The organism is Candidatus Methylomirabilota bacterium (genome assembly GCA_027293415.1).
Classification (GTDB): Bacteria; Methylomirabilota; Methylomirabilia; order Methylomirabilales; family CSP1-5; genus CSP1-5.
In genome coordinates this window covers 1-13,692 of the sequence record JAPUFX010000140.1, presented here as the reverse complement: position 1 = coordinate 13,692, position 13,692 = coordinate 1, and the positions used below count along the sequence as shown (strand labels likewise).

Annotated in this window: 13 protein-coding genes; 7 read left to right on the top strand and 6 right to left on the bottom strand. The window is 58.9% G+C overall.

Features of this window, described 5'->3' with window-relative positions; all coding sequences use genetic code 11:
• Window positions 1-4: 4 nt before the first annotated feature.
• Window positions 5-625, top strand: coding sequence for a HEAT repeat domain-containing protein (locus O6929_10330; GenBank protein ID MCZ6480784.1), 621 nt, complete (start codon window positions 5-7; stop codon window positions 623-625).
• Here the strand turns inward: O6929_10330 and O6929_10325 are convergent.
• From O6929_10325 to priA, 3 genes are all read right to left on the bottom strand, one after another.
• Complete coding sequence (locus O6929_10325) at window positions 618-2,051, bottom strand: HD domain-containing protein (protein ID MCZ6480783.1); 1,434 nt, start codon at window positions 2,049-2,051, stop codon at window positions 618-620. The genes O6929_10330 and O6929_10325 overlap by 8 nt on opposite strands.
• A complete protein-coding gene (locus O6929_10320; protein MCZ6480782.1) occupies window positions 2,048-3,661 on the bottom strand; it encodes a HEAT repeat domain-containing protein in 1,614 nt (537 codons plus the stop codon). The genes O6929_10325 and O6929_10320 overlap by 4 nt, the downstream gene beginning before the upstream one ends.
• Window positions 3,662-3,765: 104 nt before the next feature.
• Entirely contained in the window at window positions 3,766-6,222 is a 2,457-nt protein-coding gene (gene priA / locus O6929_10315) for a primosomal protein N' (GenBank protein ID MCZ6480781.1), read from the bottom strand.
• A 96-nt stretch (window positions 6,223-6,318) separates the two neighbouring features.
• Between priA and O6929_10310 the strand changes: the two genes are divergently transcribed.
• From O6929_10310 to O6929_10295, 4 genes are all read left to right on the top strand, one after another.
• On the top strand, window positions 6,319-7,005 hold the full coding sequence (locus O6929_10310) for an HAD hydrolase-like protein (protein MCZ6480780.1): 687 nt from the start codon (window positions 6,319-6,321) through the stop codon (window positions 7,003-7,005).
• Window positions 7,006-7,010: 5 nt separating this feature from the next.
• Window positions 7,011-8,024 carry a hypothetical protein gene (locus tag O6929_10305; GenBank protein MCZ6480779.1) on the top strand — a complete coding sequence of 338 codons (1,014 nt, stop codon included), beginning with the start codon at window positions 7,011-7,013 and terminating at the stop codon, window positions 8,022-8,024.
• Between the two features lie 44 nt (window positions 8,025-8,068).
• On the top strand, window positions 8,069-9,025 hold the full coding sequence (locus tag O6929_10300; protein ID MCZ6480778.1) for a fumarylacetoacetate hydrolase family protein: 957 nt from the start codon (window positions 8,069-8,071) through the stop codon (window positions 9,023-9,025).
• Between the two features lie 294 nt (window positions 9,026-9,319).
• On the top strand, window positions 9,320-9,544 hold the full coding sequence (locus O6929_10295; protein MCZ6480777.1) for a CDGSH iron-sulfur domain-containing protein: 225 nt from the start codon (window positions 9,320-9,322) through the stop codon (window positions 9,542-9,544).
• Window positions 9,545-9,895: 351 nt separating this feature from the next.
• Here the strand turns inward: O6929_10295 and O6929_10290 are convergent, their stop codons facing one another.
• Window positions 9,896-10,072 carry a CDGSH iron-sulfur domain-containing protein gene (locus O6929_10290; GenBank protein MCZ6480776.1) on the bottom strand — a complete coding sequence of 59 codons (177 nt, stop codon included), beginning with the start codon at window positions 10,070-10,072 and terminating at the stop codon, window positions 9,896-9,898.
• A 219-nt stretch (window positions 10,073-10,291) separates the two neighbouring features.
• Here O6929_10290 and O6929_10285 point away from each other — a divergent pair, with 219 nt between their 5' ends.
• Both O6929_10285 and O6929_10280 read left to right on the top strand, forming a co-directional pair.
• The gene (locus O6929_10285; GenBank protein MCZ6480775.1) at window positions 10,292-11,857 is read left to right on the top strand and encodes a Fic family protein; all 1,566 of its coding nucleotides are present in this window, start codon (window positions 10,292-10,294) and stop codon (window positions 11,855-11,857) included.
• A 318-nt stretch (window positions 11,858-12,175) separates the two neighbouring features.
• Window positions 12,176-12,313 carry a hypothetical protein gene (locus O6929_10280; GenBank protein ID MCZ6480774.1) on the top strand — a complete coding sequence of 46 codons (138 nt, stop codon included), beginning with the start codon at window positions 12,176-12,178 and terminating at the stop codon, window positions 12,311-12,313.
• Window positions 12,314-12,624: 311 nt separating this feature from the next.
• Here O6929_10280 and O6929_10275 read toward each other — a convergent pair whose 3' ends face one another.
• On the bottom strand, window positions 12,625-13,299 hold the full coding sequence (locus O6929_10275; protein ID MCZ6480773.1) for a hypothetical protein: 675 nt from the start codon (window positions 13,297-13,299) through the stop codon (window positions 12,625-12,627).
• A 203-nt stretch (window positions 13,300-13,502) separates the two neighbouring features.
• The coding region (locus O6929_10270) for a uracil-DNA glycosylase (protein ID MCZ6480772.1) at window positions 13,503-13,692 on the bottom strand (190 nt) is incomplete at its 5' end.

Below are 13,692 nucleotides of genomic sequence, written 5' to 3'. Positions count from 1 at the left end.
AGTCATGGAAGAAGCCCTCATGCGCATCCGACTGGCCCTGACCCTTGCCCTTCGGGATCAGGAGCAGAGCGTACGGACCGAAGCAGCTCAAGCGATGGAGCGCATCGAAGGGGTGTCCGCACTGGAGCGTCTGGCGGCGAGGGCCGAGTCCGATGACACGCCTGAAGCCCTTCGGGCGGTGTACGCTGTGGGGAATATCGGCGGGGAAAAGGCCTTCGCGATTCTGCTCAAGGCGTTAAAGTCCCCACACGTAGATGTCCGAGCCGCTGCAGTGAAGCTCCTCGCTCCGACCCGAGACCCTCGGGTCGTGGAACACTTCATTCAGACCTTGGACGATCCGAGTCCCGATGTCAAGATCCTCATCCTGGAGGCCCTGGGCGACCTTCGGGAACCAAAACTTTCGGAGATCCTCACCCCGAAGCTGCAGCAGTCATCCGGTCCAATGCGGGAAGCGCTGATCACCACCCTCGGCCGGCAGGGAGACATCCGCGCTATTGAGGTGCTCCTCCCTTTCTTGACGGATGGCGCGCCGACGATTCGTCAGCGAGTCGCGGAGGCCCTGGGTCACCTGGGGGTCCGGGCAGCAGAGGCGGGAGAGCGTAAGGGGATCAGCCCTTCTACGTAACACCCTTTCCTTGTAATACCTTCGCAACATCGATCCCATGGATGACTGGATCGACGGCGACGACAATGGACCGGGTGAAGTCTTCCGCCTCGGTGTCCCACTCCATCAGGCTGACCTCCGGCCCGTCCGCAATGTTACCCTCGGGGTCCCGGACAATCCGCACCCATGGCCGAGCGATTTCCTCGGGCCTCGGACGCGTGACCACCGCGATCTCCCTCGTTGTCAGACGCACTGCCGTTCCCGGCGGGTAGATGCCGAGCATCTCGACAAAGCCTTCGAGTACCTCGGGATCGAAGGTGCTTCCGGATAGGGTCTTCATTAACGTGATGGCCTCGTTGGGTTCGAAGGTCCGCTGGTAAGGTCGGACGGTGGTGAGGGCGTCGTACGAATCGGCAAGGGTAATCAGCATCGAATAGGGATGGATCTTCTCCTCAGGGGTTACGGTAGGATACCCCGTCTGGTCGTGTCGCATGTGATGTTCCCGGACCACGTGAAGGGCGATCTCTGAGGTGACCCCCATCTCCTTGAGAAGATGCACTCCCTCATCCGGGTGCGACTTCATGAGTGCCCACTCCTCATCGGTGAGCTTTCCGGGTTTGCGGGTAACCTCCTCAGGGATGCGAATTTTTCCAAGGTCGTGGAGCAGCCCACCCAGCCCCAGTTCCCGCAGGGCCGCCGCGTCAAGTCCTATACTCTCTCCCAAGGCCATGGCTAACGTCCCCACATTTACCGAATGATTGAAGAGGTACTCGTCGTAGCTCTTGATCATGGTCAGGGCGAGGAGGGAGTGTTTTCCCTTTAAGATCCCACCGACGACCTCCTCAACAACTTGTTGCAACTCGCTCAGGGAGGGAACTTTCCCCAGGCGGACATCCTGGAAGACATTTCGGATGGTCTGCAGGGCACGACTGTAAATGACCCCTGCCTGTTCCAGGGTCATCGCCTCTTCTTGTTGCATGTCCACGACTTGTTCTTGCTGGGGTACAACCTCCTCGGCTCTTACTTCAGGCTGCTCCTCCGCGACGCCTACAAGGAGGATATGGGTACCTCCCTGTTTTTTGAGGTCCTGTTCGATTTCAAGCCCTTTAATGTCCCGAGCGAGTGCCTCGACGAGGTGTCGAAGTTCCTCCACTGTGCAGCCTTTCAGAAAGCTGACCCCCTGGATCTCCGCGCGCTGGAGCCGGCTCACGAGTTTCTCGGCAAGGTCAGCCTTCGCCGTGAACGGCGTTCGTTCAACGACCAGGGTGTCATGGAGTACGCCGAGGGTGATCCGCTCTCCCCCCCCGAGGAGCCTCTTGAGAGCTTCGTGGACCTTTTGGAGGGCGGTCGTGGTGGCCGGATGGGTAGGGGAATACAGGCCCAGATTCTTCCAGGCGGCGTTCAGGCTGAGGAGGAACTGTTCAGCGTCGAATGGCTGCACCGTCATCGAGTTTCCCCTTCGGAGGGCTGTGCGCGACTCAGGGCCCTTTCACACGCCTGCCTCAGGTCGGAACGAGCCGATTGTGCGACCGCCCGCAACGCCTCAGTGGCATCCGCCCCGCCCAACTCACCGAGGGCGTGGGCGGCAGCCAGTCGAAGCTCCTCGATCGCTTTGCGGGAGAACCATTGTTTCCGGCGCAGGATCGCGATGAGAGTTGGGAGCGCCTGGGGATCCCCGATGGTCCCGAGCACCGCGATGGCCGCCTTCTGCTCTTCCAGTTCCCGAATTCCCGGTCGCTCTTCGGCAATCTGCCGAAGCATCGGCACAGCCTCCTTCAACTTTATCCCCCCGAGAGCCGCCATGGCTGTCTGTCGCACAGAGGTGTCGGTGTCTTGTAATGCGGCGAGCAAAGGCGAGCGTGCCACCCCGGGATCCATGTGTCCAAAATTCCTGATGACCTCCCGGCGGATGCGGGGATCCGAGTGCCGGACGATTTTCAGGAGGATGTGTTGGACGTCAGGTGTTGACAGCTTAAGGAGCAGGGGGAGCAGGCGCCGAACCGTTTCCCAGGACGGTGCGGACAGTTCCGAAATCACGGCCCGTTGAAAAGGGGTACCCATTCGGGGCAGGAAATCCGTCAGCTTCCGCCGCGCCGCCGTCTGTTCCTCAACCAAAAGCTGCTTGAGCATTGGCCCGGTCATCTCCTCATTCAACGTAAGCAAGAGCTGGACCAGATCGTCCTCCGGGACCGCCCCCCCTCGACAGAAATCCTCAATCACGGGCTGAGGGCCTGTTTCGCCTAACAGGGAGAGAATGCCTTCACGGGCATAGCGCGTTACCGTCTCATCCTTGGCGCCCGAGGGTTGGAGTTCCGAGGCAAGGGCAGTCATGATCCGGAGGCAAGGATTGACCTCACCCCGGGCCAACGCCTCGCGCCCCCACTGGCAGAGCTCTTGCGTCAGTTGCTCGTACCGCGCTGGCCGGTCCGTCTTTCTGAGTTCGATGATGAGTCCCTCCAGGTCAGGCTGGGCTTCCTCTTCCTCGGCTGCTTCCGTAACGCTTTGGGGTTGGGTCGGTTGAACCGGATCGGGTTCGAGCTGCTCGGTCGGTTTCGTTGGGAGGACCTCCGGTGTCGGGTCCGGAGGCTTCTCGGTGAATGTAAAGTCGAAGTCCTCCAGCTGTACCGTGGTCGCTCCACGCTTCTGAAGGAAGGCCCTGGCTCCCCCCTGCCGGGATAGGTCCGCCGAATCCACGACAAAGAGTTCCGTAAGATGCTGAAGATCTTCGAGGCGAATCCCAGGGAGGAAAAAGATCGTCCGAATGCCTCGGAGGAATAGCTCATGGGTGAAGCCACGGAGGACGGGATGGTCCTGGCCTACGAGGGTTTCGCCATGAAAGAAGCCGTCGCGGCCAATGCGGAGGGAGAGGGGAGCCTGCCGGGTTAAGAGGTTTGCGATCCTTTTGTGGGGGTCATCGAGCGCCCGGGCCCTGGCTGGGTGGTTGCCCGTGTAGGTGAGAAAAACTTTTGTAGCCCTTCTAATGCCGACGAGAATCTCTGCCAGCTCGCGGCGAAGAACTGCATCCGCTTGACGATCTCTGCTTTCGTCCGTGGCCATCCTCGGTTTTTCCGCCCTTGCCACCACCGGCGCATTCTGACTGGCGCCTAGGTGGAATATAGCAAAATGCCGATAACTGTCAATAAATACAGTGGAAGAAACAGTCAGAGGGTATCCACGGGATCCACGTCGATCTCCACCTGGATCGATCCTCCCTTGGGGGTTGAGAAGTCTTCGAGCGCGGTCATCACCTTCTGACTGGGGGGAGCGTCCGATGGTCCCTTGACGAAAAGGTGCCAGCGGAATCGACCCCGGAGGCGTGAGAGGGGGGCGGGGGCAGGGCCATCGATCTCGGCGGTGATGGGGTCCTGCCGGAGGACCGTGCAAAGCTGTTGGGCCCCCTCAGCTGCCACGGACTCCTTCGGGCTCGAGATGACGAGGTGGATGAGGCGAGTAAAGGGGGGGAGATTTCGCTCTCGGCGCGGTTGAAGCTCTTGTTGAATAAACGAGAGGAAATCCTGGTCCAAGGCTGCCTTGATGCAGTAATGATCGGGGTTGTATGTCTGGATCACGGCCTCCCCCGGCAGCGGACCCCTTCCAGATCGGCCCGCCATCTGCATGAGGAGCGCAAAGGTTCGCTCTCCCGCTCGGAAGTCGGGGAGGTTCAGACCGATATCAGCCGAAAGTACCCCCACGAGGGTGACGTTCGGATAGTCGTGCCCTTTAGCGATCATCTGCGTGCCGACCACGATGTCCAGATCCCCGTGTTCCAGCCGCTGTAAGAGGAGGTGATGCCCCTGACGGCCGGCCGTGGTATCCCGGTCCATCCGTGCGATCCGGGCTTGGGGAAAAAGGTTTCGCAGCTCCCGCTCCACCTGCTCTGTGCCGATTCCGAGCTGCCGAAGGTTCGCACTACCGCAGCCAGAACAGTGATCGGGCGCTCGCTGTTGATGATCGCAGTGATGGCACCGTAGGAGTCCGGCTCCACGGTGAAAGATGAGGGCAACGCTGCAGTGGGGGCAATGCATGAGGTAGCCACAATCGCGACAGAGGAGGGAGGTGGCAAAGCCCCGCCGGTTCAACAGCAGCAGGACTTGCTCTTGGCGGCCGAGGCGGTCACGGATTCGGTCTTGGAGGAATCGAGAGAGAATGAGGCGTTGCCGAGGCACCTTCGGCTCCTGGCGCAGATCTACCACCGTGATCTTGGGGAGCACTCCCTCCCCGATCCGCACGGGAATCGAGAGTAACCGGTACGGGCCGACTTTCGTGCGGTGAAAACTTTCGAGCGAAGGGGTGGCCGAGCCCAGGAGAACCGGACAGGACCACATGTCACCCCGGAGCAGCGCCACATCCCTGCCATGGTATCGGGGCGTGTCCTCTTGTTTATACGCGGGGTCGTGCTCTTCATCCACGACGACTATCCCGAGGCGGGACAGAGGGGCGAAGACGGCAGATCGGGCTCCGACCACGATGTCCGCTTCTCCTCCTCGGATGCGAAGCCACTCGTCTAGTCGCTCCCCCGGCGTCAGTGCACTGTGCAACAAAGCGACCCGGTCCCCGAAGCGGCCCCGGAATCTTTCCGCAGCCCTTGGCGTGAGGGCGATCTCTGGGACCAGGACTAAGGCTTGCCTTCCGTGTTTGACAACCCCCTCAATCGCTTGGAGGTATACTTCGGTCTTACCACTGCCAGTCACACCGAAGAGGAGGAAGGGAACGTAGCGGCCTGTGGCGGCCGCTGTCTCGATCTGACGGAGCGCCTCCTGCTGAGGGGGGGAGAGGGGAAGGGGGTCAGTCGGGGTCACCGGAATGTCCCGGAAGGGATCGCGGCGGACCGGGATGAGGACGGTTTCGATAAGCCCCTTGTGGATGAGGGCAAGGATGATCGATGGGGACTGGGTGATGCTCCGGGCCTCCTGAGCCGGGAGAGTCCCACCGAACTGGAGGAGATGGGCGAGGAAATCTGCCTGGCGGGGAGCGCGAGCCTTCAGAGAGGCAATGGCTGCTTCAACGTCACCGGAAGACCCGAGAAGCCGAAAAGATCGCTCCTCACGGGTCCGGACTCGAGGGGGCGCGAGGAGGGTTTCTACCGACAGGAGCCCCTTGGCGCGGAGTCGTTGCAGGATGGCGGGAGTGCTCTTCCCGAGTTGTCGAGTGAGCCGGCTGAGGGGGATGGCGGCGTCTGCGGGAAGGAGGCGGAGGAATTCCTCCTCCCGTTTTGAGAGATCGTGGCCTGCTTGGGTTTGGGCCTGACGTCCTTGGTGGGTGAGCCGGACTAACTTACGAGTGGAGGCATCGATGCCTGGCGGTAAGGCCGCCTTGATGACCTCTCCCCAGGATGCGCAGTAGTACTCCGCTACCCGGCGGGTAAGTTCCAACAGCCGTTGATCTAGAAGGGGCTCCGGATCCAGGATGTCGTGAAGCTCTTTGAGGTTCTGAATCTCGACCCGCTCCGGAAGACGCACAAGATAGCCGGAAACGACGCGCGTGCCCAGCGGAACGATGGCGCGCTTGCCGGGAGCGGCCGCCTCTCGGAGATGGGGCGGGATCGCGTAGTAGAGGGTCTTGTCAATGGACAAGGGAAAGGCAACCTCGGCGTAGGCGGGGAAAGATGACGGAGCCATAATTTCTTCCTTCTAGGTAGGGGTGCGCTGCCAGGACTATAATAGGAGCTGAACGCTATGTAAAGAGGGGGAGATGGGATGAGTTTGGGAGGGGGTATGCGAAACGGAGGGGCCGTCTTCCTCGATTTTGACCATACCCTCTTTGATACTGATCGGTTCTTCTGGATCGATATTCGAGCCGCCTTTATCCAGTTTGGGATCGATGGGGGGCGATGGGAGGAAAGCTACGCTCGGGTGTGGCCTGACGGATACTCGCTCGAGAAACATCTGGATTATTTGACCCGGCAAGGTCAAATGACAGTTTCCGTCAAGACCGCCATCCAACAGGTGCTTCGGGCGAGCTTTGCCGACCTCCGCTCGTACCTCTTTGCCGATGTGGAGCCGTTCTTAAGCCGTCTGCAGGCGGCAAAAATCCCCTGTTTCCTCCTCTCATTTGGGGACGCTTCCTGGCAAGAGTACAAGGTTCACGGGGTAGGGCTTGCTCACTTTTTTGAAGACGTCTTCTACACTCCCAAGGTGCAGGCCAAGGTGGAGGTAGTCGAGAAGGTGGTTGGACGTTTCGCGCGGATCGCCGTGGTCGATAACGATCCCCGGGAGCTCGATCTCATCAAGGCTCGCCACCCCGAGATTGAGACCTTGTGGATCACCCGAGTCCCGCGTGACGCCTTGGAGAGTGTGGATTCAGAGACCAGAGAGCGGTTCCGGGAAGCCCGAGCCTACGCGACCCTCCTCGCTGAGTTCCCACACCACCGCTGCCATACGCTAAGCGAGGTGACCTTGTGAGCCGCATGGTAGTTGCGGTTGCCCCCACGCGCATCGACTTCGCCGGGGGGACCCTCGATATTCCTCCCCTGTATCTCTTTCATCAGCCAGCGCTCACCATTAACGTTGCGATCAACCTCTGTGCCACCGTCACCGTGCAAGAGAGAACGGGACGAGGAGTCCGCCTCAGCGCCAGGGACCAGAACACGCAGGCCTTTTGGGCTTCATCAAGCGAAATCGAATGGCGGCAGAATCGCTTCCTGGAGTTGGTCTCCCGCCACCTGCGATCTTTTGCTCCCCTCCCAGGTGTCGAGGTGATTACCGATTGTCAGGCCCCTGCGGGAGCAGGTACGGGGGGATCGTCCGCCTTGGCCGTCGCCGCCACCGCGGCGTTGGCCAGCCTGAAGAAGCGCCGGCTGGCGAAGCCGGAGCTGATTGAGTATGCGCGGGCCGTGGAGACGCAAACCATCCGAGTTCCTACGGGATACCAAGATTACTACGCGGCGGCGTACGGGGGAGCCAGTGTTTTAGAGTTCGGTCTCACAGGGATCGTACGCCGGCCGGTGGCCACCGGAAAATTTCTCGAGGAACTGGAGCAGCATTTGCTCCTGGTGTATACCGGGAAGCCCCGGTTCTCTGGTGCCAACAACTGGCAGCTTTTCAAGAGACATATCAGCGGGGATCGCAAAGTGTTCGGCTTCTTCGAGCGGCTCAAATCGAATGCGGTCGCGATGCGGGAGGCTTTTCTCGCTCGAGACCTCCGCGGCATTGCGGAGGTGCTCAACGAGGACTGGGCGATCCGGAGGGCGATGTTGCCGAACATGACCACACCACTCATCGACACCTTGATTCGGAAGTCGCGGCGCGCTGGAGCCTTTGGCGCTCGGGTCTGCGGGGCGGGCGGGGGAGGATGTGTCGCATTTCTAGCTGACCCTACAGCCCAGAAGGGCCTGAAGAAATTGGTGGCTGCACATGGGGCGCGTGTCCTCCCTTGCCGCATCCACCGCCGGGGGCTGACAGTCCGAGAGACTTTCGTGTAGCGAAGGCCCTCGCGCGTCCCGCCTTGGGTGAAAGGAGAGATCGCATGCGGCTGGCCACAGTTCTCTGGGACGGAGAGCCCATCGTAGCGGTCTGTATTGGGAACAGCATCCTGAACCTCGCGACGAGCGCAGCGGCCCTGAAACGGCCGCGCAAGGAACAGCCGCCGTCGGACATGCTGGACTTGATCAATCGAGGTTCTCCGGCACTTAGGGTCGTTCAGGATCTTTGCCGAGAGGGGGCCCGCCGTCTCGCGAAGGGGACATGGGAGGCCAAGGCGAGGGATCCGATCGTTCGGCCGGTCGATCGGATCCGTTTTCTAGCCCCGATTCCCCGACCGAGGAAGAACATCATCTGCCTGGGCCGGAACTATGCGGAGCACGCCAGGGAGCAGCAGGCCGAGGTCCCTTCGGCCCCGGTTTTCTTTACCAAGCCCCCCTCGTGTGTCATCGGCCCCGAGGCCCCCGTGACTCGCCATTCGGTCACGGCGCAGCTTGACTACGAAGTCGAATTGGCGGTGGTCATCGGAAGGAAGGGATCAAATATCTCGCGGGCAAAGGCGTACGATTACGTCTTCGGCTATACCATCTTGAATGATATCACCGCACGGGACCTCCAAAGGAGGCACATGCAGTGGTTCAAGGGAAAGAGCCTAGACAGCTTTTGCCCGATGGGACCGTGGATCGTTCACACATCGGCCCTTCGCGATCCTCACGATCTCCGTATTGGCCTTCGAGTCAATGGTGATGTGCGACAGGCGGCGAGTACAGGGCACATGGTTTTCCGGATCCCGGAGCTCCTTGAGGTCCTCTCTGCCGGGATGACACTGGAGCCGGGCGATATCCTGGCCACCGGCACCCCTTCCGGAGTCGGTCAAGGTTTCAACCCGCCCCGGTGGCTTCAGGTCGGCGATGTGGTCGAGGCCGAGATCGAGGAGATTGGTCTCCTGCGGAATCGGATCATCGCCCCGGCCCGACGCGTGGGGCGCCCCCGGCGGCGTTGAGTGCTCGATGAACCGCCGTACCCGAAGCCCTTCGAAGGAATTCTGCTCTCTCAACCGCGACGAAGCATCAATTCGGTCATTACTCGGTCCGTACCTCGTCCCGATTCTGCTCCTCATCGTACACATACAGGGTATTGGGGTTTCCGTTCTTTGTCTTCTTGTAGAGCTATCGCAGTCAGGCATGTTGGCTTGACGATATCATCCCCAGGACGTTATCATCCTCAGCTAGTGCCTGAGAGGTTCTTCGTGCCCTCTGCCCTTGGACCACCTGAGCGGGTGGAAAGGAGAAAGCTAATGCTAGTGAACATAACGGCAAAAAAGAATGGTCCCTATCGCGTGGAAGTGGCCGATGGTACGATAAAGCTGTTGGACGCGGAAGGGAAGGAGTTCGATCTCAAAGGCAAGACAGCATTCTCGCTGTGCCGCTGCGGGCACTCCCAGAATAAGCCCTTGTGCGATGGAAGCCATTCGCGTGTCGGCTTCCAGGCTGATGACTCGGCCCCCCGGGTCAGCGGTTAGGTGGGGGGCTATCGCAAGGGGCGGCCGGTGAGACGCATGTAGTCCCGCTGGAGCAGTTTGAGGTCCTGCCAGGCGGTCCTTTTCTCGTTGGGATTCCGCAAAAGATAGGCTGGGTGGTAGCAAGAGAATTTCGGGTCAAATCTTTACCCGTTCAACAGGCTACGGTCAACTCTGTCGAAATTGGTTCCCGTTCAGGCGAATCAACTTTACTATACCATCCCTCGGGGGATAATTGGCCCAAGTTCCCTCCCTGGTCGACAGCGGTTGATAAACAAGGCATTGCGCTGATGGATGGACTAAGCGCGGGGTGCGCGGTGGGATGCATACCCTTGGAAAGGGTTGCCTCAGTACTCAGTCGGGGACCTTTACCCGATTCTGCTCATCATCGTACATATAGAGGGCATTGGGGTCTTCGTCCCGCACCTTCTTGTGGGAGCTGTCGCAGTAGGGCTTGTTGTTGGACAGGCCGCAGCCGCAGATCCATATCGGATCTTTCCCCTCGATTTCAAAGTTGTAGGGATCGGGCATGGGAGCAGCATACGACCTTAAAGGGCTTGCAAACACGTTGATAGGTGAATATAATTCATACAGTTGCAAGCCGGTGAACAGTTTTCATAAGAGGTGAATGTTTTTCACAAATTGACCATAGAGTGAATTTTGTCTGAAAAGGGTGAATGAAATATCGAAATTTGCTCCCGTAGGTGATTAGTTTTCATAGCTGGTGAACAGAACGATAAGGATTGCCAAATGGGTGATCGTTTTTCGCATCTCATAACCGATTTTCACGGACGGGCCGTTCCGGAACGAGTCCGGCCGGCCGGCTACGCTGCTCTGAGCGATCATTACACCTTGAAGTTGCCTCTGCCCCCTCGGCTCACTGCAATCGCCGAACGCCACCAACCGACTTCGACGAACGAGTGGCAGCTTCTCAGTCCGAGACATGCGCCGGACGATACACTCCTCGGACACCTTGAATTTGCCCTCAAATGGGAGGGCATTGATCTAGGTGTGCTGGCAGCGCTGTTTAGAGTGGTCGAAGATCGGGAAATTGTGAAGATGATTCGGTCCGCACCGACCGGTGCTTATACCCGACGGCTTTGGTATCTGTACGAATGGCTGACTGGCCGGCAGCTGAACGTTCCGGACCCGGGGAAGGTTCGAGCCGTACCAATCGTAGATCCCAAAAAGCAATTTGCGCTGCTAGAGGGTACTCCTTCCCCGAGGCATAAAGTCATAGACAACCTGCCAGGCACTCGTGCCTTTTGCCCAATGGTGCGGCGAACTCCCTTGCTTGAGCAATTTGTTGAGAAAAAACTCGATCAACGGGCGAGCGAAATCGTTGGCCGCACACATGCTGATGTAATAAGGCGTGCGGCTGCTTTCCTTCTGCTCAAAGACAGTGAGTCCTCCTTCCAGATTGAAGGAGAACAACCGTCAACTCAACGGATGGCGCGCTGGGGAAAAGCGATCGGTGAAGCCGGATCCCGCCCTCTCAGCATAGCTGAACTGGAACGTCTGCAAAGGATCGTCATCGGCGACTCCCGGTTGGTGCATCTTGGGTTGCGACAGGAGGGTGGCTTCGTCGGAATACATGATCGGAGAACCCAAGAACCAATCCCCGACCACATCAGCGCGCGGCCCGAAGACCTCAAAAGCCTTATCGAGGGCATCGTCGCGTATGATCGTCGCTCCGTGCCAGGCCGAATCGATGCCCTAGTTGCGGCGGCCTCGATCGCATTTGGGTTCGTGTACGTCCATCCATTTGAAGATGGTAACGGGCGGCTACATCGCTGGCTCATTCACCATGAACTGGCGAACGCGGGCTATAACCCACCTGGCGTGGTTTTCCCGGTCAGCGCGGCGATTCTCCGTGAGACTGAGCACTATCGCAAAGTCTTGGAATCCTACTCGCGCCCGTTACTTGACTTTATAGACTGGGAAGCAACAGCGACCGGCAACGTCCGAGTGGAAAACGATACCGCGGATTACTATCGCTATTTCGACGCGACTGCTCATGCGGAATTTCTCTACAAGTGCGTCGAGCAAACGATTGTGTACGATCTACCTGAAGAAATAGGCTATCTAGAAGCGTATGACCGATTTTCTCAAGGCGTCCAGGACATTCTCGACATGCCGAATCAGAAGATCGACTTGATCCATCATTTCCTGCGGCAGGGTCAGGGTCACCTTTCGACGCGGGCTCGAACGAAGGAATTCGCAGCACTGACCAACGCGGAGATCAAGCAGATCGAGGGTCTCTACGCGCAATGCTTTGGTAAAAAGCAGAATGAGAGTTGGATAGCGTCAGGATAGGGGTCAGATCCTTACTTGTGAGTCAATATACCTCTCTCTACGCTCTCGAAAAGCCAGTATTGTGTCCCCGTATTGTTCGCTCTCTACTCTCTTGAGAGGTTTCACAGCTGCCGGGTGGACTCAAGAGTAAAGGTGCGACCCCATCAACGGTTTATCCGCATCTCGGTCAAGATGCTCAGCCAAGGCGCTGGCCACGAGCAGATCATCGACGCAAAGTCAATGAATTTTCGGCATCACAGTGACTTTTTGACGTCTACAGCTGTGTGATCATTGCTCTGCCTCTGGCAGAGTTGGTCTCTCGGACCACCCCAGAGCCTCATGGATGCGGTCAAACTGAAGGTGGTGATTAATCGCCCACTCAAGCGCGTCGAAGGGCTCTGGACCCTCTGGCAGATCGGCAACGGCACGCTCCATTCTCCCGGCGCTCTCATGGATCTCTGCCCCGAAGCACTGTAGCTCGAGCAGCTGCCGCAGAAGGCATTCTCGATAAACCAAGTCCGTAACTGGGAGGTGGGGTGCCCCCGTTTCGATTCGGAAATCGGCGCCCGACACGTCCTCGCCATTGACGAGACGGCTCCTGATTCCGTAGAAATCCCACGCCCAGCACCCTGCGAAGCTAAGGTCCAAGGTCCTTCCACGTCGTCTGCGTCGGACATCGCTCCGCATGCGATTATCGAGGACGAAGCCCTGTATCCTTCTGGCAAACTCCGCCTGCTTATCGAAATCCGGAAGATCAAGAAGTGATTCGAATGCTGTTGCCATAGTGATCAGTTTCGTCGCATCGGGCTGCTCCGCACCGTCAAGGTGTGCCAGGCGGAACCACTCCACGCTGCGCCATATTCGATGGCAAGCTCGGGACGGACCTCGCACCGCCCTCGGAGGAGGTTGCCCATGGCTTCTAGGAGGTGTGAATCGTCGTCCCCGTGCACAGCTACGGCTGTCCACGGGCGGGTAAAATTCACCTGATCGAGGGGCCAAGTATGTGTCCAACGGCCAGCGGTGACCCCGACGTAATCGCTCCTGGCCGTGAATCGCTGGAAAATCAACTGGAACGAATCTGCACTAGGCGCAGGGAGATGGTTGTTGTGAAGCGTCCGGAGAATCTGGGCCTTTGCAATCATGGCGAGGGCCAGAACCGAGGTGGCTCGAATCAGGTCGACCTGTTCGTTAGCCTTATGATATCGGAAACCCGTCACTCCCTCGTGTCTAGCAACCACTACGAGCTCTACAGACCCCCCGTCGACTTCCCTATAGCGGGGGAGATATCGATCTAGGTACTCACGGACCACTGGATCCTGAACTGCCTGAACCTGGAGGGGGGAGAATGTGACTGTCCCTACGGTCGTCTCGCGGTTTATGCCCAGCCATGGCAAAAAAGCGATCTCAAACCCTGCCGCAGGCTCAGGACCCTCCGCGTTTAGGGCAGCATCATGCTGATTCATTCGGCTTCCCGCTCTATGGGCCCCACAGACCCGGGGTATCGTTCGGATCGCGGCGCCAGGGCTCTCTATCGGCCTCTCATTGCATACTTCCGGATCCCTCAACGTGGATGTGGATTGGTCTGTAGAGGTGTTAACGACGTTTTCACGTCAAGGCGCTTCGGTGCCTGGGAGTGTGCCGACTGGAACAGACGGGATTTCTTGCGTTATCGCAAGGGGCGGCCGGTGAGACGCGTGTAGTCCCGCTGGAGAAGTTGCAAGTCCTGCCAGGCGGTCTTTTTCTCGTTGGGATTTCGCAAAAGATACGCTGGGTGGTATGTGATCAGCAGAGGAATGCCGTAGTAGTCATGGAACTTCCCACGCAGCTTCGAGAGCGGCATCTTTGTCTTCAGGAGG

Coding starts and splice junctions, on each gene's coding strand:
- O6929_10330 (MCZ6480784.1), top strand. CDS start 5: ATGGAAGAAGCCCTCATGCGCATCCGACTGGCCCTGACCCTTGCCCTT.
- O6929_10325 (MCZ6480783.1), bottom strand. CDS start 2,051: ATGACGGTGCAGCCATTCGACGCTGAACAGTTCCTCCTCAGCCTGAAC.
- O6929_10320 (MCZ6480782.1), bottom strand. CDS start 3,661: ATGGCCACGGACGAAAGCAGAGATCGTCAAGCGGATGCAGTTCTTCGC.
- priA (MCZ6480781.1), bottom strand. CDS start 6,222: ATGGCTCCGTCATCTTTCCCCGCCTACGCCGAGGTTGCCTTTCCCTTG.
- O6929_10310 (MCZ6480780.1), top strand. CDS start 6,319: ATGCGAAACGGAGGGGCCGTCTTCCTCGATTTTGACCATACCCTCTTT.
- O6929_10305 (MCZ6480779.1), top strand. CDS start 7,011: ATGGTAGTTGCGGTTGCCCCCACGCGCATCGACTTCGCCGGGGGGACC.
- O6929_10300 (MCZ6480778.1), top strand. CDS start 8,069: ATGCGGCTGGCCACAGTTCTCTGGGACGGAGAGCCCATCGTAGCGGTC.
- O6929_10295 (MCZ6480777.1), top strand. CDS start 9,320: ATGCTAGTGAACATAACGGCAAAAAAGAATGGTCCCTATCGCGTGGAA.
- O6929_10290 (MCZ6480776.1), bottom strand. CDS start 10,072: ATGCCCGATCCCTACAACTTTGAAATCGAGGGGAAAGATCCGATATGG.
- O6929_10285 (MCZ6480775.1), top strand. CDS start 10,292: ATGGGTGATCGTTTTTCGCATCTCATAACCGATTTTCACGGACGGGCC.
- O6929_10280 (MCZ6480774.1), top strand. CDS start 12,176: ATGGATGCGGTCAAACTGAAGGTGGTGATTAATCGCCCACTCAAGCGC.
- O6929_10275 (MCZ6480773.1), bottom strand. CDS start 13,299: ATGAATCAGCATGATGCTGCCCTAAACGCGGAGGGTCCTGAGCCTGCG.